14 protein-coding genes and 1 pseudogene are annotated in these 18,017 nt (G+C 72.8%); 7 read left to right on the top strand and 8 right to left on the bottom strand.

From position 1 onward, the window contains the following. Positions 1–7: 7 nt before the first annotated feature. Positions 8–336, bottom strand: a pseudogene (locus tag ACIPFH_RS18390) (cytochrome P450); the annotation flags it as partial. A gap of 274 nt (positions 337–610) precedes the next feature. On the opposite strand from ACIPFH_RS18390, the gene ACIPFH_RS18385 reads away from it, so the two are divergent. From ACIPFH_RS18385 to ACIPFH_RS18375, 3 genes are read left to right on the top strand one after another with little or no spacing between them, the layout of a single operon-like run. Continuing rightward, the gene (locus ACIPFH_RS18385) at positions 611–838 is read left to right on the top strand and encodes a hypothetical protein (protein ID WP_401827630.1); all 228 of its coding nucleotides are present in this window, start codon (positions 611–613) and stop codon (positions 836–838) included. Continuing rightward, positions 835–1,452, top strand: a complete 618-nt coding sequence (locus ACIPFH_RS18380; RefSeq protein ID WP_401827628.1) for a DUF2064 domain-containing protein — start codon at positions 835–837, stop codon at positions 1,450–1,452. The genes ACIPFH_RS18385 and ACIPFH_RS18380 overlap by 4 nt, the downstream gene beginning before the upstream one ends. After that, the gene (locus ACIPFH_RS18375) at positions 1,449–2,402 is read left to right on the top strand and encodes a class I SAM-dependent methyltransferase (RefSeq protein ID WP_401827626.1); all 954 of its coding nucleotides are present in this window, start codon (positions 1,449–1,451) and stop codon (positions 2,400–2,402) included. The genes ACIPFH_RS18380 and ACIPFH_RS18375 overlap by 4 nt, the downstream gene beginning before the upstream one ends. A gap of 319 nt (positions 2,403–2,721) precedes the next feature. Here the strand turns inward: ACIPFH_RS18375 and ACIPFH_RS18370 are convergent, their stop codons facing one another. Beyond that, positions 2,722–3,987: a molybdopterin-dependent oxidoreductase gene (locus ACIPFH_RS18370; RefSeq protein WP_401827625.1), complete on the bottom strand. Its 1,266-nt coding sequence runs from the start codon at positions 3,985–3,987 to the stop codon at positions 2,722–2,724. A gap of 439 nt (positions 3,988–4,426) precedes the next feature. On the opposite strand from ACIPFH_RS18370, the gene ACIPFH_RS18365 reads away from it, so the two are divergent. The 3 genes from ACIPFH_RS18365 to ACIPFH_RS18355 all read left to right on the top strand — a co-directional run bounded on the left by ACIPFH_RS18365 (position 4,427) and on the right by ACIPFH_RS18355 (position 8,198). Beyond that, positions 4,427–4,999 carry a hypothetical protein gene (locus tag ACIPFH_RS18365; protein WP_356252950.1) on the top strand — a complete coding sequence of 191 codons (573 nt, stop codon included), beginning with the start codon at positions 4,427–4,429 and terminating at the stop codon, positions 4,997–4,999. Between the two features lie 295 nt (positions 5,000–5,294). Further along, positions 5,295–7,229: a glycoside hydrolase family 5 protein gene (locus ACIPFH_RS18360; RefSeq protein ID WP_401827624.1), complete on the top strand. Its 1,935-nt coding sequence runs from the start codon at positions 5,295–5,297 to the stop codon at positions 7,227–7,229. A 189-nt stretch (positions 7,230–7,418) separates the two neighbouring features. Further along, complete coding sequence (locus ACIPFH_RS18355) at positions 7,419–8,198, top strand: polysaccharide deacetylase family protein (protein WP_401827622.1); 780 nt, start codon at positions 7,419–7,421, stop codon at positions 8,196–8,198. Between the two features lie 8 nt (positions 8,199–8,206). On the opposite strand, the gene ACIPFH_RS18350 is transcribed toward ACIPFH_RS18355, so the two are convergent. From ACIPFH_RS18350 to ACIPFH_RS18335, 4 genes are all read right to left on the bottom strand, one after another. Then, complete coding sequence (locus tag ACIPFH_RS18350) at positions 8,207–9,247, bottom strand: YihY/virulence factor BrkB family protein (protein ID WP_401827621.1); 1,041 nt, start codon at positions 9,245–9,247, stop codon at positions 8,207–8,209. Between the two features lie 280 nt (positions 9,248–9,527). Continuing rightward, entirely contained in the window at positions 9,528–12,560 is a 3,033-nt protein-coding gene (locus ACIPFH_RS18345; RefSeq protein WP_401827619.1) for a glycosyl hydrolase, read from the bottom strand. A gap of 294 nt (positions 12,561–12,854) precedes the next feature. Continuing rightward, positions 12,855–13,295: a hypothetical protein gene (locus ACIPFH_RS18340; RefSeq protein WP_401827617.1), complete on the bottom strand. Its 441-nt coding sequence runs from the start codon at positions 13,293–13,295 to the stop codon at positions 12,855–12,857. A gap of 47 nt (positions 13,296–13,342) precedes the next feature. Next, the gene (locus ACIPFH_RS18335) at positions 13,343–14,203 is read right to left on the bottom strand and encodes a DUF1932 domain-containing protein (RefSeq protein WP_401827616.1); all 861 of its coding nucleotides are present in this window, start codon (positions 14,201–14,203) and stop codon (positions 13,343–13,345) included. A 233-nt stretch (positions 14,204–14,436) separates the two neighbouring features. Here ACIPFH_RS18335 and ACIPFH_RS18330 point away from each other — a divergent pair, with 233 nt between their 5' ends. Next, positions 14,437–15,135 (top strand): 2-phosphosulfolactate phosphatase, encoded by a 699-nt coding sequence (locus tag ACIPFH_RS18330; protein ID WP_401828065.1) that lies wholly within the window; start codon positions 14,437–14,439, stop codon positions 15,133–15,135. 19 nt (positions 15,136–15,154) lie between these two features. Here ACIPFH_RS18330 and ACIPFH_RS18325 read toward each other — a convergent pair whose 3' ends face one another. Continuing rightward, positions 15,155–16,636 carry an MFS transporter gene (locus tag ACIPFH_RS18325; protein WP_401827615.1) on the bottom strand — a complete coding sequence of 494 codons (1,482 nt, stop codon included), beginning with the start codon at positions 16,634–16,636 and terminating at the stop codon, positions 15,155–15,157. Between the two features lie 290 nt (positions 16,637–16,926). Next, a complete protein-coding gene (locus tag ACIPFH_RS18320; RefSeq protein WP_401827613.1) occupies positions 16,927–17,994 on the bottom strand; it encodes a helix-turn-helix domain-containing protein in 1,068 nt (355 codons plus the stop codon). Positions 17,995–18,017 lie beyond the last annotated feature (23 nt).

The following is an 18,017-nucleotide window of genomic DNA, read 5'->3' as shown; positions in this document are numbered from 1 at the left end:
GCGGTCGGGCCAGGGTCACCTCGACCGGCAGCTTCTTGATGCCGTTGACGACGTCGGACCGCACGCGCGGGACCTCGCCGGCCAGACGGATGCCCGCCAGACGCGGGATCAGCTCCTCGAACAGGATGCGGATCTCGGTGCGGGCCGGCAGGTTGCCCAGGCACAGGTACGGGCTGCTGCCCGTGCCGAAGATGACGCGGTCGTTGTTCCGCCGGGCGACGTCGAGGTCGTACGGGTTGCGGAAGACCTCCTCGTCCCGGTTGAGGAGGCGAACCACATGACACCGGAAGTGTTCGTCGGGGTCTTGATGCCGGGGAGCCGCCGCGGAACGTCGCGCCCGTACGGCACGTGGCCGCCGCCGACGTGGCCGCACCTGACGCCGACGCGCCCGAGGGCCGCCGACGGGTCTCCGGGACCGTGGGATCGTCGGCGACGACCAGGACCCGGGCCGATCCCCGGCTCGGGGTGCGCGGACTCGTACGGCTGCCGCAGGCGCCCGGGCTCGCGACGCGCCGCGTCCGTGCCCCGCCGACGGGCGGGCGCCCGGGCGTCCGCGTTTCGTAAGGAGCCGAGGACCGGTTTGCCCGATTCGCGTTCGTAGGGTGAGACCGTGACCACGGACGTAGAAGTAGATGTCGTACTCCCCTGCCTGCACGAGGCCGAGGCACTCCCCCGGGTGCTCGCCGGAGTTCCGGACGGTCGGCGGGCACTCGTCGTCGACGAACCCCGTACCGGCGTCCCGAAGGCGACGGGCGCCTGGCGCGGCACGTGGCAGGTGGTCCGGGACCTGAGCCGTGTCCTCGACGGCGTTCCGGCGCGCGAAGGGATCGCTCGGTGACCACGCTGCTCGTCATCGCCAAGGAGCCGCTGCCGGGGCGCGTCAAGACCCGTCTCACCCCGCCGTTCACCCCACGGGAGGCGGCGGCGCTCGCGGAGGCGGCGCTGTCCGACACCCTGCGGGCCGTGGCGGCCACGCCCGCCGCCCGCCGCGTCCTGGTGCTGGACGGCGCTCCGGGCCCCTGGCTGCCGTCCGGCTTCGACGTCGTACCGCAGTGCGCGGGCGGCCTCGACGATCGGCTCGCCGACGCCTTCGCTCGGTGCGACGGCCCGGCCCTCCTCATCGGGATGGACACTCCACAGGTGACGCCGGCCCTCTTGACGGCCGACTTCGACGGCTGCGACGCGTACTTCGGCCCGGCGCAGGACGGCGGCTTCTGGGCCCTGGGTCTTGCGGAGCCCGATCCCGGCCTGCTGCGGGGCGTGCCCATGTCGACGCCTTTGACGGGGGCGGTGCAGCGGGCGCGGCTCGTCGGCGCGGGACTGCGGGTGCGTGACCTGCCGCGGCTGCGGGACGTGGACACCGCCCCGGACGCGGCGGCCGTCGCCGCACTGGCCCCGCACGGCCGGTTCGCCGCGCGACTGGCCGGGTTCACGGCGGCGGCGGGCCGATGAGCACCGCGTACGACCTCACCGGCGCCGGCGCCGCAGACGGCGGCGCCGCGGGTGCCGCGGGTGTCGCGGGTGTCGCAGGTACCGCGGGTGTCGCAGGCACCGCGGGTGTCGCAGGTACCGCGGGTGTCGCAGGCACCGCGGGTGTCGCAGGTACCGCGGGTGTCGCAGGTACCGCGGGTGTCGCAGGTACCGCGGGTGTCGCGGGTGTCGCCACCGACTGGGCCGCCGCCGACCCGTACAGCGCCGCCCTGCGCACCGGCCGGGGTCTGCTGTTCCTGCGCCGCGCCGACGGCTGGCTCCTGCCCCTGGAGGTGGAACGCTGGTGTGCCCGCGCCGACCCGGCCGATCTGGCGATCCTCGACCGGTGCGAGGGGGCCGTGCTCGACGTGGGCTGCGGACCCGGTCGCCTGGTGGCCGAACTCGCCGGCCGGGGCCGGACCGTCCTGGGCATCGACGTCAGCGAAGCCGCCGTCGCCCACACCCTCGCGCTGGGCGGGCCGGCGCTCCGGCGGTCCGTCTTCGACCCCCTGCCCGGCGAGGGACGTTGGGGGACCGCCCTGCTCATGGACGGCAACGTCGGCATCGGCGGTGATCCACTCGCTCTTCTGCGCCGGGCGGCCGCCCTGCTGGTGCCCGGTGGTCTGCTGATCGCCGAGACCGCACCGGTGGACGTGGACGAGCGCGCCGAGGTCGAGGTCGTCGACCTGACCGACCCGCACGGCACCGGCCCGGCGTTCCCCTGGGCGAGGCTCGGCACGCCGGCTCTACTGCGCCGCGCCGGCCGCGAGGACTGGCGGGCGGCCGGTCAGTGGACGGCGGGCGGCCGCCGCTTCGTCGCCCTGCGCAGTCGCAGCGCGAGGAGCAGCGCCGAGCCGCCGAAGAGCACGGCGGTGATCAGCAGCCAGTGGGCGAGGAAACCGTCCGCGGAGCGGCCGGTGACCGACCGGTAGCGACGGTCCACCTGCCCGCTGATCAGCGGGAACCATACGAGCAGCAGCAGACCGGAGAGGGCGGCCGGCACCCGGACGTACATCGTCCACCGCCGGTTGCCGGTCACTCCGAGCCCCTGTACGACCGCCCGGTCGACGACGGAGTACAGGGGCAGCAGCACGAGGTCGTGCAGCAGCGCCGCCCCCACGAACCACAGCGCCACGCCGAACCAGTCGTCGGCGAGGAGACGTACGCCCGCGTAGGCGGCGAGCGCGAACGAGCCGGCGAGCAGGAGGAGTTGGAAGGGACTGCCGATCACGGGTCGTCGTCGCACGGGCGTCATCGCACCTCTCCGAAGGTGATCCGGGTGACCCACTTGGTGTTGAGCACGCCGGGCGCGGCGGGCACGATGACGCGCGCCGGGTAGCCGTGGTCGGGGGTCAGGGGCTCGCCGTTGACGTACAGGGCGAGCAGGGAGCGCGGGTCGGCGACCTGGTTGGCGCGCAGGGCTGCGTGGCGGAAGGCTCCGTGCCGCTGGAGGGACTCGACGAACACGTCCGGCGGGTCGTCGTCGTAGCCGACGAGCGCGGCCAGGTCCCGTAGCCGTACGCCCCGCCACCACTGGTCCGAGGTCGACCAGCCCTCGACGCACGCGATGGGCAACGCCGAGCTGTGCAGGGGGAGCCGGCCGAGCTGGGCACGGCTGAGGCGGAGGGTGCCCGTGCGCCCCGCGACGACGAGGCGCCAGGCGTCCTCGTCGGTCTCCGCCGCGTCGATGCCCGCGTACGCGGCCGTCTTGTTGATCTGGAAGCCGTTCGGGCCGCTGCCCGGGTCGGGTCCGCCGTGCGGAGCGAGCAGGGCCGTGCGGCGCAGCCCGTCGAAGTTCTGGCCGACCGTCGTGGCGAACAGCAGCAGCGAGCCGCCTCCGACGAACCACAGCGCCCCGCGCCGGGAGACGGTCGGGGAAGCCGGGCGCGGGGAGAGCAGCTCCCGCGCGGCCGCGGGCTCCGGCGACGAGACCGGTTCCCCTTCCTCCCGCAGGCGGCGCAGGTTGCGTACGGCTGCCGGGACCTTCAGGACGGCGTGGGCGACGAACGCGGCGAAGAAGACCCAGGCGCCGTAGAAGTGCAGGGGGTAGAAGGAGCCGGGGAAGACGTAGTCGAGCTGGACGTTGAGGACGCCGGTCGTGAACTCGAACAGCGCGCCCCCGACCAGTAGCAGCAGGGAGATCCGCTCGAGCGCGTGGGCGAGCGAGCGGGCCGGCGGCAGTGCGAACAGCTTCGGCACCACCGACCACAGCTTGGCCAGCAGGACCGGGATCAACGTGATGCCGAGGGTGACATGTACGCCCTGGTTCAGCCGGTAGAGCCAGTGCGGGTCCGTCGGCCAGGCGAAGAGGTAGAAGCCGAGGATCCCCTTGTCCGGGGTCTTGTCGTTCACCGGCGACAGGCCCGGGTTGTAGGCGGCGTACGAGACCAGGCCCGTCACGAACAGCACCGTGATGCCGATGAGCAGGACCAGGCCGAGCACCGAGGTGAACCAGAGGCCGCGCAGCGGGCTGCGCCAGAAGCGGGGAGAGGTGGGGAGCCGAGGGTCGTCTCGCATGCCCCGACGGTAGGCCGCGGCACCCCTGGGAATGGGTGCGCGACCCATGACGAAACGCTGACGTCCCGCCCGGACGACGGCCGCGGCCCGCCGACCGCGGCCGTCGTGCCGTCGTGCCGTCGGCGCTCACCCTCGCCGGGTTCGACCGGTGGGAGGCGTTCCGCCTGCCGGTCGCATCCGGCGCCCCTTCGCCATACGGCTCCTTCCGGCCCGCACGTTCCTCACCGCGCCCGGGCCCGGCTCACCGCCCAGGCGGTCCTGAACCACCCGCCGAACCACCCGCCGCCGACCAGCCGGTGACTCGGCGCGCGGCGGCGGGCCCCGCATTCCGCTCAGGGCGTGACGACTCCTTGTCGGTCGAGTGCAACCTATGGGGCAATCAGGGTGTCTCAGTTCATGTCCGACACTCACAGCACACCCACACCCTTCGGGGGAGATCATGGTGCGAAGCAGAACCGTCTGGGCCACCGCCGCCCTTCTGACCGCCACACTGGGCGTGGCCGCGGTCCCGGCCACCGCCACCGCCGCCCCGGCCGCACGGGCCGCCGCCGCCTGCCCCACCGGCTGGGGCAGCCTGGGCAAGACGTACTTCGCCGGCACGCCGAAGCCGCTGACGAACGTCAGGACCGGCAGCCACGACTGTTACGACCGGTTCGTCATCGACGTCCCGGGCGCGAGCGGCAGCGAACTCGGCTTCTCGGTCGGGTACGTCGCCCAGCTCTACCAGGACGCATCGGGCCGCCCGATCCCCGTCGGCGGCGGCGCCATCCTGGAGGTGCGGGTGAACGCGCCCGCCTACAACCCGGAGACGGGTGCGTCCACCTACCCGGGGCGGGTCGCGCAGCCGCTGCCGGGCGTCAGCCTCACCGGCTACCGCACCTTCCGGGACACCCGGTACGCCGGAAGCTTCGAGGGGGTGACGCAGTTCGGGCTCGGTGTACGCGCACGCCTGCCGTTCCGGGTGCAGCGCCTGGCCGACCACCTCGTCGTGGATGTCGCGCACACCTGGTGACACCGCCCGCCTCCCGGACGAGCCCCGGCGCCGCCCCTCCTGGAGCCGACGCCGGGCCCTGGGAGGCGTGCGCACAGGGCCCGGGCGCCGGTGCGGCGAGCGGCTGCCCGTTCCGGCAAGCCGCGTCCGCCGCATTCGCCCTCCGCCCTCCGCCCTCCGCCCTCCGCCCTCCGCCCTCCGCCCTCCGCCCTCCGCCGCAAGCGTGTATCCGCGCAGCCCTCGGGACATCTCGGCCGGGATTTCGTAGGCTGTCGGTCGCCGCTCGCCACCCCCACCGCGCCCCGCAGAGGACCGGATGCAGACTCCCAGACTTGTCAAGTACCTGACATCAGCTGCCGTGGTTCTCACGCTGCTGGCCCCGGCGCCCACCGCGGTCGCCGCCGACCCGGGCAGCACCGCCCCGGGAACCGCCGCCTCCGAGGCCTCCACCGGGGCCGTCGCCCCGGAGGCCGACAGCTGGCAGCCCCCGCTGTCCACCCGCGGACGCTACGTCGTCGACGCCCAGGGGAACCGCTTCCGCCTGAAGTCGGCCAACTGGGACGGCGCTCAGGGCTCGTGGTCGGGACGCGGCAGCACCGCGGATCCCGCCAACCACCACGCCGGCCAGAACTCCTCCGGCATACCCCTGGGCCTGGACCGCGCCCCGCTGCCCGCGCTGCTCGCCGACTTCCACCGGCTCGGCATCAACAGCATCCGGCTGCCGTTCTCCAACGAGATGATCCGCGCGACGGCCCCGGTGCCGGACACCGCGGTCGCGGCCAACCCACAGCTGCGCGGCAGGACGCCCCTCCAGATCTACGACGCCGTCGTGGCCGCCCTCACGCAGGACGGGTTCGCGGTCGTCCTCAACAACCACACCAACACCTCCCGCTGGTGCTGCGGCGTGGACGGCAACGAACGCTGGAACAGCGGACAGTCCACCGGACAGTGGGCGGACGACTGGGTCTTCATGGCCCGCCGTTACGCCGCCAACGCCCGTGTCGTGGGCGCGGATCTCTACAACGAGGTACGCCGTGACGTGCTGGACGACCCCAACTGGGGCCTCGGCGACGGCCATGACTGGTACGCCGCCGCTCAACTCGCCGCCGACCGCATCCTGACCGAGGGCAACCCCGACCTCCTCATCGTCGTCGAGGGCATCAACTGGACCGGCGTGCCCGTCGACGGGCTGCCGCACGAGCGCCCCACTCTCGCGCCCGTCCGCACCCTCTCGCACACCCTCCTGGACGCGCACAAGCTGGTCTACTCCGCCCACTTCTACGGCTACACCGGCCCCCGGCACAGCGGTGCCACCGGCATCGGCGAGACCCACGACGCGCGCTACCAGGACCTGACCCGCGACCAGCTGTTCCAGGTACTGACCGACCAGGCCTTCTTCGTGACCGCGGAGGGACAGCACTACACCGCGCCCGTCTGGATCAGCGAGTTCGGCATCGGCGCCCAGGAGACCGGCGCCGCCGCCCGCGCCTGGTTCGGCAACCTCACCGACTACTTCGCCGACCACGACGCCGACTTCGCCTACTGGCCCCTGATCGGCTGGGAGGGCCACGACGACTGGGCGCTGCTGCGCTACGACACCGCCGGGCGACGGTACGGCCTCCTCGACCAGGCCGACTGGCGCGGCGCCGCCTGGGATCACCTCATGACGTCCGCGACCCGCACCGGGCCCGTCCCGCAGGTGCCCGTCCGGCGCATGCTCACCACCGACCACGGCGACGCCGTGCAGTCCCGGCGGGTACGGGCCGGCGGGGACTGGGACCCGGGGGCTTCCAAGGCCGCCTGCCCGGACGGTCTCCGGCTGATCGGCCTCAGCCACTCCGGCGGCCGGGGCCTGTGCACCGACACGTCCGGCGGCGACCTGCGGGCCCCGGGCGCCGCGCAGACGGTCGTCACGGACGAACGGAACGTCCCGGCAGGCGGCGACTGGGCCGGCGGCTACACCAAACTCCAGTGCCCCGCCGGGCAGTTCCTCATCGGGTACAGCCGCCGCGGTGAACGCGTGTCGGCGGCCCTGTGCGTCCCCGCGCGCAGCGCGCCGGGCCGCGTCGGACGGACCGTCTGGTTCGACCGGTCCGACAACCGACCCGTCGACGTCGGCGGCGACTTCGCCGCCGGCCACTACAAGGGCCAGTGCGCCGCCGACGAGTACGCCACGGGCATCGCCTTCACCACGCGGATCGGCGGCACGCCGGGCCCCGCCGCCCTGCTGTGCGTCGCACTGCGGCCCTGAGCACCGCCCCCTCAACCGGTCGTCCCCGCCCCCCGGTTGCCGGCGCGGACGCTCTTACGTCCCGGAACTTCCGCGAAAGTGTCCGCGATCGGTAACAGGCGGATCCCACAGCGCCTTTTCCCCGTCCTCAAAGCTGCATGGGATCCACCCACGCACGAGATCCACGGACACGACGAGAACAGGGCAGACATGGCGCGGCATGGCGGGCGGGGATGGTACGGCCGGGTACTCGCGGCAGCGGTCGGGGTCACGGCGGTGGCCGCCGTCACCTCGGTATGGACAGCGCAGGCCGGGCCTGTCGACGGAGGTCAGGCGGGAGCGGGCGCCTCGGCGCACCCCTCCGCCGCGGATTCCGCCCCCGCCCGGGTGTCGGTGGACATCGCCCACGCCTCGGACCACGGCGCCCGCGGCGTCAACATCACCATCGACGACGGCCCGGACCCCGCCTGGACGCCGCAGGTTCTCCAGGTGCTGCGGGAGAACGGGGTGAAGGCGACCTTCTGCATGGTGGGCACGCAGGCCAAGGCCCACCCCGACCTGGTCAAGGCCGTGGTGGCGGACGGGCACCGGCTGTGCGACCACACCGTTTCGCACGACACGACCATGGACACCAAGCCGGACTCCTACCAGTCGCAGCAGATCCTGGACGCCGAGCGGATGATCACCGAAGCCTCCGGGGGCGTCCGGCCGCTGTACTACCGGGCGCCCGGCGGTGCCTTCACCCCCTACAGCCGCGACCTCGCCGCCTCCCGCGGGATGCGGCCGCTGGGTTGGAACGTCGACACCAAGGACTTCGAGCGGCCGGGCGCCGAGGCCATCGTCGCCACCGTCAAGAACGAGGTGGCCAACGGCCCGACGATCCTCTTCCACGACGCGGGCGGGGACCGCGCACAGACCGTGGCGGCCCTGCGCGAGGTCCTGCCGTGGCTGCGGCAGCAGGGATACTCCTTCGGCTTCCCGGTGCGCTGAGCACCGGCTCATTCCACGCGCCGCTTGTCCTCTTCGCTCCAGGCCCGGGTGTCCCGGGGCTGGACGTAGGGTTCGTCGTCCTGGGGCAGCCCGCCGGCGACGGCACGCTGACGGGCCAGCTCGGCGTCGAACTCCAGGCCGAGCAGGATCGCGATGTTGCTGATCCACAGCCACACCAGGAAGACGATGACTCCGGCGAGCGTGCCGTAGGTCTTGTTGTACGAGCCGAAGTTGGCCACGTAGAAGGCGAAGCCGGCGGAGGCGATGAACCAGATCAGCAGCGCCAGCACGCTCCCCGGCGTGATCCACCGCAAGCCGCGGCCCCGGACGTTCGGTGTGGCCCAGTACAGCAGGGCGATCATGATCGTGACCAGGACCACCAGCAGGGGCCACTTCGCGATGGACCACACGGTCAGCGCCGTGTCCCCGATGCCCAGCGCCGCGCCGGCCTGACGGGCCAGGCCGCCGGTGAACACCACGATCAGCGCGCTGGCGACCGCGAGCACCAGAAGCACCACCGTCACGCCCACCCGCAGCGGCAACACCTTCCACACCGGCCGCCCCTCGGGTATGTCGTACACCGCGTTGGCGCAGCGGATGAAGGCGGCCGTGTAGCCGGACGCCGACCACAGCGCCAGCACGAGACCGACGATCGCCATGAGGGAGCCGATGCCGCCCCTGCCCTGCAACTGCTGCACCGCGTCGCTGATGATGTCCCGGGCCGATCCCGGCGCCACCTTCCTCAGGTTGTCCAGCACCTCGTCGGTAGCCGACTTCCCGGCCAGCCCCAGGAACGACACCAGCACCAGCAGAGCCGGGAACAGCGACAGCACGCCGTAGTACGTCAGCGCCGCGGCCCGGTCCGTCAGCTCGTCGTCATTGAACTCCCGCAGCGTGCCCTTCAGCACGGCCGACCACGACCGCTTCGGCAACTTGCCCGGCCCGTCCGGCGCTCGCCGCTCCACCTGCTCGTCCGGCCCCACGGTCTGCTCCCGCCCGGACGCCGACGACGTGACGTCGTCGGGGCCGGATGTCGATGTCCCTGCCATGACACCGGAGTAACCGCGAAGGGCCGCTCCATGCGTCGAGCAGGGCGGCAACCGCACCGCGACTGCCGAGCCCGGGCACGTCGCGCGACTCATTCGCCGTTCGGTCCCGACGGTGCCGCCAGGGTGGCGACGGGCGCAGTCGGCCGATGGTCTGGATCCGCGCGACCAAGGCCGGCGAAAGGGGCCGGGCGTCTGGTCGTTTCGGCGGCGGGGACGCGTCCGAAGGACCTCGCGCCGCGTACGCCCCGCCCGGGCCCACACCGCTGCGGCCCCCACCGACTCAGCCGACCGCGGCCTGCGCGTACGGCACCAGTCGTACGGGGCCCACCAGGCCGTGGTCCTGTCGGGCGACGGCGCCGAAGACCGCCGGCTGGGCGACCCGGAGCCGGTTGAGGAGCGGGATCGCCACCTCCACCTCGATCACGTTGCGGCCGCGTCGCAGCAGGGAACCCACGTCGACGACCTGGTGGAGACGGTCGAGGGGCGGGGCGCCGGCGCCGTTGACCGTGACGCGAGCGGTGTCGGAGACCTGACCGAGTTCCAGGTGGGCGCCGTGCGACGAGGTCCAGTCGGGCGGCAGGTCGATCGTCGTCCGGTAGCGGCCGATGCCCGCGGAGTCGGCCAGTTCGGGGATCCGGGACCAGGGCAGCAGCGCGTCGAGGGTCAGTGTGCGGTGCACGTGTTCGGTGCGGGTCGGGGTGGAGCCGGGATACCAGTCGTCGACGTCCAACTGCCATCGGTCCGGGGTGATGGGGACGGGTACGGACGGGATGGTCGTGCTGACCGTACGGCCCGAGGACAGTCGTGTCGTGCGGGTACCCGCCTCGTACGAACGGATCGTCAGTTTCCGTCCGCTGAACAGCGCTTCGGACGCGTCCGTGGCCAGGACGTGCGGCCGTGCGCCGTTCCGGTCGCCGAAGAGGCCCGGGCGTCCCAGTGCGACGATCATCACCTGGCCGGGCTGGAGAGCGACCCGCACGGTGACGTCACCGTCGTCCTCGGTGTACCGGGCTATCCGCGTGACCTCGCCCGTCCAGGGGTCCAGCAGGTAGGGGATCGTCGTCCCGCCACGGGTCCGGCGGGTGTGGCGCAGCGTCACCTCGTGGTCGACGGCGGCCACGGCCGGTTTGACCGTCTCCGCGTGCTTGCCGTTGCAGAGGTAGTAGAAGTCGGCGTCCCGCGTGACGCGGTGGGCGTTCAGGAGCGTGGAGGCGGTGGCGTGGCGCACGTCCGGGGTGACCCCGAGCCCGGTGAGGGCATCGCCCACGGCGGCCTTGTCGGTGATCCGGGCGACGTTGGGCCGTGCGAGCAGACGGGCGAGGAGCTCACGCAGCCGGTCGCTCTCGCCGTCGTCGGGAACGCCCGGCGTGAGCGGCTGGTCGAAGGCGCCCAGGAGGACGATCGGCAGCCCGGCCTCGGCCAGGGTCAGCAGGCGGCGGGCATCGGCCGTGGCGAGGGTGGGGGTGGAGGAGTAGAAGAAGTCGCCTTCGACGAAGAGGGCCTTGTAGGCGGGTCCGTTCGGGGCGAGCCGGCCGCCCGAGACGGTGGCGCTCGGCAGGTCGAGCAGCGGACCGCTGAGGAACTGGTGGGTCCAGCCGAGCGGCACACCGGTCGCGGTGAACCAGGACGCGCCGATCCCGGTGGCGGCGTAGCCGGTCTGCCGGAAGACGGCGACGTCGGCGCGGGCGGTGCCGGACTGGAGGACCCCGTGCACGCGGCCGAGGTAAGCGGCGATGTCGGCCATGTGGTGCCAGGCGGGCTGCCGGGGTCCCCATGACTCGCCGTACCCGGGGCCGCCGTTGTAGGGGCTGAAGGCGGCGAAGCCGGGCCAGCTCGCCCCGGGTGCGGTGGCGTAGGAGAAGCCGTGGACGACGGTCTGGTTGACGCCCGCCGCGTAGGCGCCGCCCATGGTGCGCAGGAAACGGTCCCAGGTGGTGCTGTACGCGGTGCCGTTGTAGGCGCCCGCCTCGCAGGAGAGCACGGTGTGGCCGGCCATGTCCCGGCCGCCGGCGAGGCAGCGGTAGTCGTCGAGGTTCTTGAAGCCGAGGGATTCGCCCTCGGGGATGTCGAGGAGCGCCGCGGACTCGATCGCGTCGGTCTGCAGGCCGTAGGGCTGGGCGCGCAGGGTCATGCCGAGGGAGTGGGCCCAGTCCCGCAGCGCGCGGACGTGGTGCCGGTTGAACAGTTCCGAGACGGTCTCCCAGAAGTCGTGTCTGATCTGCCGGGTCAGCTGCGCCTCGAAGGCGAACACCTGGTTGCTGTCGCTCAGGACGAGGGCGGGCAGGTAGGGCAGCAGTGGCCGGCCGGTGTGCTTCGCGAAGGCGTTCGGCAGCGAGGGAGTCCAGGTCAGGCCGTCCGTCTCCAGTTCCACGGAGTCCTCGAAGAAGGCGCCGCCCGCCGCCTTCAGCAGGGTCCGCAGGGTGGGGGTCAGCAGCTGCCGCTCCCAGAAGCCGGTGACCGCCGCGGTGCCGGCCGGGTCCAGGTGGTCGACGACGTGGGCGGCGGGCGCCGAGTGCGGGCCGGACTCGGGCTGTTGACCACTGCCGCGCGTCCAGTAGGAGATCAGTACCCACTCGCCGGTCTCGGGTGCCGTCCAGGTCAGGGCACCGTCCTCGTCGACGGAGGCGGTCAGGTCGCGGACGCTGGAGACGTCGAGTCCGGTCTCCTTGCGGGTGGAGTGAGCGGGGTTGACGAGTGCGGCCTGTACGGCGAGGAGCCGCTGTCGGGTCACACCGGCGGCGGGGGCGTGCACGGGCGGCGGCACCGGTCCCCGGAAGGTGGCGCCGCCGGTCAACGAGGCCCGGCCGTGGACGAGTTCCTTGGCGGCCGCCGCGTCGTCCGCGGTGACGCCGGGGACCGCGACGGGCCAGCTCGGGCCGAGGGTGAGGTCGATCGTGAGGCCCCGTCTCGCGGCGCGGCGCAGCGCGGCCTCGACTCCGTCGCGCCATGGTCTGCTGCCCCAGCCGTGGTGCGCGGTGTCCAGGACCGACTTGTCCTGCACGCTGTGGTGGACGGCGGCGATCTCCGCGCCGCCGAAACCCGCGTCCGCGATCTGGTCGATCTCGCGGGCGATCTCGTCGGTGCTCACCAGACCGTCCGGCCACCACCAGCGGAACCTGGGGCGCACCGGGCGGCCGGGAGCGGCGAACCAGTCGGCGGCGGCCCCGGGCGCGCCGGAGGCGGACGGCGCCGCCGCGGCGGGGGTCCCGGATCCGAGAGCCGCGGCGTACCCGGCTGCGATGCCCGCCGTCGCACCGGCGGCGAGGACCGCTCGTCGTGACATTCCGTCGCCCTGCTCGACCGGTTCCCGCATGAGCGCCCCCAGATGATCGTTCGTGATTTGAATCGTTTCAATGTCTCTCGACGCGGGAACGCTAAGCCTCGGGCCGGAGCAAGGTCAAGATGTCGGACGGATCACGTCACGGAAAGAACGCGGGTCATGGGGCCGGCTCGGGCCGAGGCCGGACCGCGCCGCTCACCGTGCTTGCCCGGCGCACGAGTTGAGCGGCGCCGAACCCCCTCCGTACGGCGAACGCCCCGGAAACGGCCCGGCCCCCGGTGCGCTGTCCACACCGGGGGCCGACCTGCCGACCGCGACCGTGAAAGGTCAGATCCGGCCGCCCGTGAGCCGGGTGAGGGGACCGTGCGAGTGGCGGGCGGAACGACGCCCCACGGCGTACGAGGCGGCGGTCAGCGCGGAGAGGCCGGCGCCGACACCGGCGGCGATCACCTTCCGGTTCGCGATGACCGTCCAGGCCGTCCTGGCGCTCGCGGCGACGTGGCCCGACGTCGCGACGATCGCCTGGCGGCCCGCCTCGACGCCCCGCGAGGCACTGTGCGCGGCGCTCTGCACGGCGCCGGTCGTCACCTCGGCGGAACGCTGGACCCCGGCCCTGGCGGACGAGGCGGCGTCGTCCGTCTTCGTCGCGGCGTTCTTCGCGGCCCGGGCCGCCGGAGCGGTCGCCTTGTCCGCGGTGCGCCGGGCCTTGGACGCGGTCACCCGCGCGGCTGCGGACTCTTCATTCGTCTTCCTGTTCGGTTCACTCATGGACATCGCGTTGCCGCTCACCGCAACGGCAAACCCGTCCGGTCGCGCTACGTGGACGGCCGAGTCCCTCGGACGAGATCGGCGATCAACTGCCCACCGGTCACGGTCGGGTCGTCCTTGTGCGCATCCCACCGTCCGAACGTCTCCGCGGCCGCCTCGGCGAAGTCCGAGGGTACGCCCACTCCCCGGCAGGCCCGGGCGATCTCACGCATCTCCGGCTCCCAGCGCCATGCCCGCGGCCCAGCGGCGGCGAGGTGTTCCGTCGCGGCCAGCGGGGTGTCCGGCAGCATCCGCTTCGCCAGGTCGATCAGGTCGTCCAGCACTCCGTGACCGTCGGCCAGCGCGCAGGCCTGGGCGGCCAGGGCGTACGAGATCTTGTTGTACGCGGCGAAGGCCAACTTGAGCGCCGACGCCCGCCCGACCGGCCCCGCCAGCGTGACCGGGGTGAGCGCGGTCGCGTCGAACAGGGCCGAGACCCGTGCCACGGCCGAGTCGTCGCCCGAGAGATACAGCCGGGTCCGCCCCTTCTCACGCGGGGGCGGCCCGGTGATCCCGCCGTCCACCACGGTCACGGCACTGCCCTCGAACACACCGGTGATGTCGGCCATCCGCTCGGGACTCACCGCGTTGGCGTCGACGTAGACGCCCCGGAAACCGGCCGCGGCCACCTGTCCGGCCACGTCGAGCGCGGCGGCGGGGGGACACACGCTGAGGACGACCTCACAGGCCGCGGTCAGTTCCTCGACGCTCGCGGCGGACCGCAGCCCGAGCCCGGCGGCCCGGTCCCGACTCGCCGCCGACCGCCCTTGCGGCAGCCACCAGACCTCGGCACCCGCCGTCATCGCCTGCGCCGCCACGCGAACGCCCATGGCTCCCGGATGCAGAATGCCCACGTCTCGATGCCCCATGTGCGGACCCTAACCGGCTGCTCGCCCCTCGGACCACGGGAGCCCGGCCCGGGGCGGCCGCCCCCTGCCCGTACCGCCCGTGGCCGGCCGGACAGCACGACAGCGGACGGCCCCCGCCGCCCGCGCGGCGGATGCGCGATCATGTCGGGGTGGAATCTCGCTTCGTCGGCATAGCCGAACTGGCCGAACCGGCCGAACTGGCCGAACCGGCCGAACTGGCCGAACCGGCCGAACTGAACGATCCGGGCGGACCGGCCGGGCTGTCGGAGGTTTCCTCCGCCGTCGTCGTGATCGACGTGCTGCGGGCTTTCACCACGACTGCCTGGGCTTTCGCCGGGGGAGCCGAACAGATCCTGCTGGCCGGGTCGTTGGCGGACGCCCTCGCCCTGAAGACCCGTCACCCCGACTGGGTGTCGGTGAAGGACGGGCCGCCCGCGCCCGGCTTCGACACGGTCAACTCCCCCGGCCACCTGCGCTCACTCGACCTCACCGGCCGCACCCTGGTGCTGAAGACGACGAACGGCACGGCCGGCGCCCTGGCCGCCCGGAACGCCCCGCTGGTGCTGTGCGCCGGCTTCACCGTGGCCGCGGCGACCGCCCGCGCGCTCGCGGTCCACCGAGTGCGGCGAACGACCTTCGTGATCACCGGTGACGACGGACTGGCCGAGGAGGACCTCGCCTGCGCCCAGTACATCGCCGGCCTGGCCGCCGGTTCGGCACCCGACGCCGAGCTCTGTCTCCGGCGCGCGTCCCGTTCGTTCCGTGCCGCCGAGATCGCCGAGGGCCTGCGGCACGGTTACCCGGGCATCCATCCGGACGACGTCCCGCTCTGCCTGGAAGCCGACCGGTTCCCGTTCGCCATGAGAGCCGTCCCGACGGCCCCGGCCGACGGGGAGCCCGCGCACATGACCCTCCGGCCGCATCACGTGTGACGATCCGCTCGGACGGGCGTCAGACGCCGCCCGGGACCGAGCCGCCCTTGAGTCGTTCCAGGTCCGAGGGGCGGACCTGGATCACCACGATCGCGATCAGGGCGGCCAGGACCGTGAAGATCGCCGCCATGACGAACGAGGCCGAGACGCCCGCGGTCAGAACCTCGTCGGACCAGGGAGCGGGCAGTTGGCCGGTGCGGTGGAAGCGCAGGCGTTCCGCCGGGGTCGCCTGGGCGAGGAAGTCGGGGATCTGTTTCTCCGCCTCGTTGCGGCTGGCCGTGCCGTACATCGTGACCAGGATGGACAGCCCGAGCGAACCGCCCACCTGCTGGGTGGCGTTGAGGAGTCCGGAGGCCGCACCGGTCTCCAGCGGGGACACGTTGGAGAGCGCCATCAAGGTGAGGGAGACGAACTCCATGCCCATGCCCAGGCTGAAGACGAGCATCGGGCCGAGGACACTGCCCGCGTACGTGGAGTTCACGTCGGTCAGGGTCAGCCAGGACAGACCCGCGGCCGCGAGGAGCGCGCCCACCACCATGAACGGCTTGGGACCGTACGTGGGCAGGAACCGTGAGGCTAGGCCGGCGCCGACCGCGATGACCGCGCTGACCGGGAGGAAGGCGAATCCGGCCGCGAGCGGGCTGAAGCCGAGCACGTTCTGCACGAAGAGCGTGAGGAAGAAGAACATGCCGAAGATCGCGGCGGCGAGGCACAGCATGATGCCGTACGTGCCCGCCCGGTTGCGGTCGGCGAACATGTGCAGCGGCGTGATCGGCTGCCGGGAACGCCGCTCGACCAGGACGAACACCGCGAGGACGACGACGGCCGCGACGAACGAGGCGATCGTGAGCGTGTCCCTCCACCCTTCCTGCGCCGCTCTGATGAACCCGTACACCAGCAGGACCATGCCCACGGTCGAGGTCAGCGCACCGGCGATGTCGAAGTGCCCGGGGTGCCGTTCGGACTCCCTGATGTAGCGGGGCGTGGCGAGGGCGATGAGCAGTCCGATGGGAACGTTGACGAACAGCACCCACCGCCAGTTCAGATACTCGACGAGGATTCCGCCGGCGAGCAGGCCGATCGCGCCGCCGCCCGCCGAGACGGCGGCGAAGACGCCGAACGCCCGGTTGCGCTCGGGTCCTTCCCGGAACGTCGTGCTGACCAGGGAGAGGGCGGTCGGGGACGCGATGGCGCCGCCGACGCCCTGCAGGGCGCGTGCGGCGAGGAGTTGGGCCTCGTTCTGGGCGAGTCCGCCGAGCAGGGAGGCCAGCACGAAGAGCAGCACTCCGAAGACGAACACCCGCCGTCTGCCGAGGATGTCGCCGACCCGTCCGCCGAGCAGCAGCAGGCCGCCGAAGGTCAGGGTGTACGCGTTGACCACCCACGCCAGGCTGGTGGTGGAGAAGTCCAGGGAGCGCTGGATGTCGGGCAGGGCGATGTTCACGATGGTGATGTCGAGGACCACCATCAGCTGGCACGACGCGATGACCAACAGCGCCATCGCGTTGCCTCCGCCGTCCTGTCGGGCGGAGGTTCGGGGTGCTGAGGTCGGCTGCGGAACACTGCTCATGACGTGTCGCCTGCTCGGGGGCGGGCCCGGGGAGGGGGGTGGTGGACGAAAAGGCGTCCACTGCCGGGTCCATCGTTAGACGCTACGCCCGTGGCCGGACCGTCACCACTCGATCATCCGGGGGCGGTGTGCGGGCGCGTCGACGGGCGTGCCCGTGCCGTGCCAGGACTCCCCCGTCGTCCTGGCACGGCCCCGGAGGTCGCGGCTGTGCGCCGCGGTGATCACCAGGATGCGGGAGGCACGGACGGTGTGTCGTTGGCGGACGGTCCACAACCGCTTGGCACAGCGTCCACCGCCGGCGCCGAGGGGGAGAGCTCCCGCGCCCGGGTCAGCGCCTGTTCGCGCAGCGCGCTGGGCGGAAGGCCGTAGGCGGTGCGGAACGCCCGCGTGAACTCGGCGGCGCGGGGGAAGCCCCAGCGGGCGCCGACCGCGTGGACGGGCAGGTCGCGCAGCCGGGGGTCGGCGAGGTCGCGGCGGGCGTTCTCCAGCCGCTGGTGCCGGATGTAGGAGGCGACGGTGAGGCCTTCGTCCTGGAAGAGCCGGTACAGGTAGCTGCGGGAGACGTGGTGTGCGGCGGCGATCCCGGCGGGGGTGAGGTCCGGGTCGCCCAGGTGCCGCCGGACGAACGTCTTGATGTGGAGGGTGAGGGTACGGTCCCGGGTCTCGGGCGGGAGCCGGAGGTCGGCGTCCACGGTGTGCGCGAAGAGGGCCGTGACCAGGTCCGCGACGACCGTGCCCAGCCGCGGGGCGTCCGAGGGCTCGTAGGACGAGGTGTCCGCCACCAGTTGACGCAGCAACTGCGAGAGCAGCGCGCCGATCCCCTCGCGGCCCGACAGGAGGCTGCCCAGGACCTGATCCGCTCGGTCACCGGGCACGGCCACCAGAGCGCGCGGTACCTCGACACCGACGACGGTGACGGGCTCGGAGCCGGTGAGCACCTCCCACGACCGCGAGGAGGAGTTGATGTGGAAGTCGTTCATCCGGTAGGCGGCCTGCTGTCTGCCCCAGTCGGCCGCTCCCTCGCCCTTCAGCAGGAGGGACAGATGGTAGGTCTCGGGATCGGACTGACGGACGAGCCTCGGCGTGCGGCGGAAGACCATCGGGTCGAAGGTCGCCGGCCACACCGTCACGTCGCCCAGGCCGATCACGCGTTGGTGGCCGCGGTAGTCCGCGGTGTGGTCGCTGGTGAGCTGCATGGGCGCGTGGGTACGGCCCATACGCTCCGCCCACGCCTCGAACCGGTCGCCCACCGGCAGGTCCGTGGTGCGGAAGACCGACTCGTGCAACACGAACTCAGTCAACCACACCGATC

Source organism: Streptomyces sp. NPDC088157, from assembly GCF_044741545.1.
Classification (GTDB): Bacteria; Actinomycetota; Actinomycetes; order Streptomycetales; family Streptomycetaceae; genus Streptomyces.
This window is presented reverse-complemented; position numbering and strand designations above follow the sequence as displayed.

What these genes read in the sequence shown, in the direction of transcription:
- ACIPFH_RS18340 (WP_401827617.1), bottom strand. Translation starts at nt 13,295, where the DNA reads ATGAGTGAACCGAACAGGAAGACGAATGAAGAGTCCGCAGCCGCGCGG.
- ACIPFH_RS18350 (WP_401827621.1), bottom strand. Translation starts at nt 9,247, where the DNA reads ATGGCAGGGACATCGACATCCGGCCCCGACGACGTCACGTCGTCGGCG.
- ACIPFH_RS18325 (WP_401827615.1), bottom strand. Translation starts at nt 16,636, where the DNA reads ATGGCGCTGTTGGTCATCGCGTCGTGCCAGCTGATGGTGGTCCTCGAC.
- ACIPFH_RS18365 (WP_356252950.1), top strand. Translation starts at nt 4,427, where the DNA reads ATGGTGCGAAGCAGAACCGTCTGGGCCACCGCCGCCCTTCTGACCGCC.
- ACIPFH_RS18375 (WP_401827626.1), top strand. Translation starts at nt 1,449, where the DNA reads ATGAGCACCGCGTACGACCTCACCGGCGCCGGCGCCGCAGACGGCGGC.
- ACIPFH_RS18370 (WP_401827625.1), bottom strand. Translation starts at nt 3,987, where the DNA reads ATGCGAGACGACCCTCGGCTCCCCACCTCTCCCCGCTTCTGGCGCAGC.
- ACIPFH_RS18355 (WP_401827622.1), top strand. Translation starts at nt 7,419, where the DNA reads ATGGCGCGGCATGGCGGGCGGGGATGGTACGGCCGGGTACTCGCGGCA.
- ACIPFH_RS18335 (WP_401827616.1), bottom strand. Translation starts at nt 14,203, where the DNA reads ATGGGGCATCGAGACGTGGGCATTCTGCATCCGGGAGCCATGGGCGTT.
- ACIPFH_RS18360 (WP_401827624.1), top strand. Translation starts at nt 5,295, where the DNA reads ATGCAGACTCCCAGACTTGTCAAGTACCTGACATCAGCTGCCGTGGTT.
- ACIPFH_RS18345 (WP_401827619.1), bottom strand. Translation starts at nt 12,560, where the DNA reads ATGCGGGAACCGGTCGAGCAGGGCGACGGAATGTCACGACGAGCGGTC.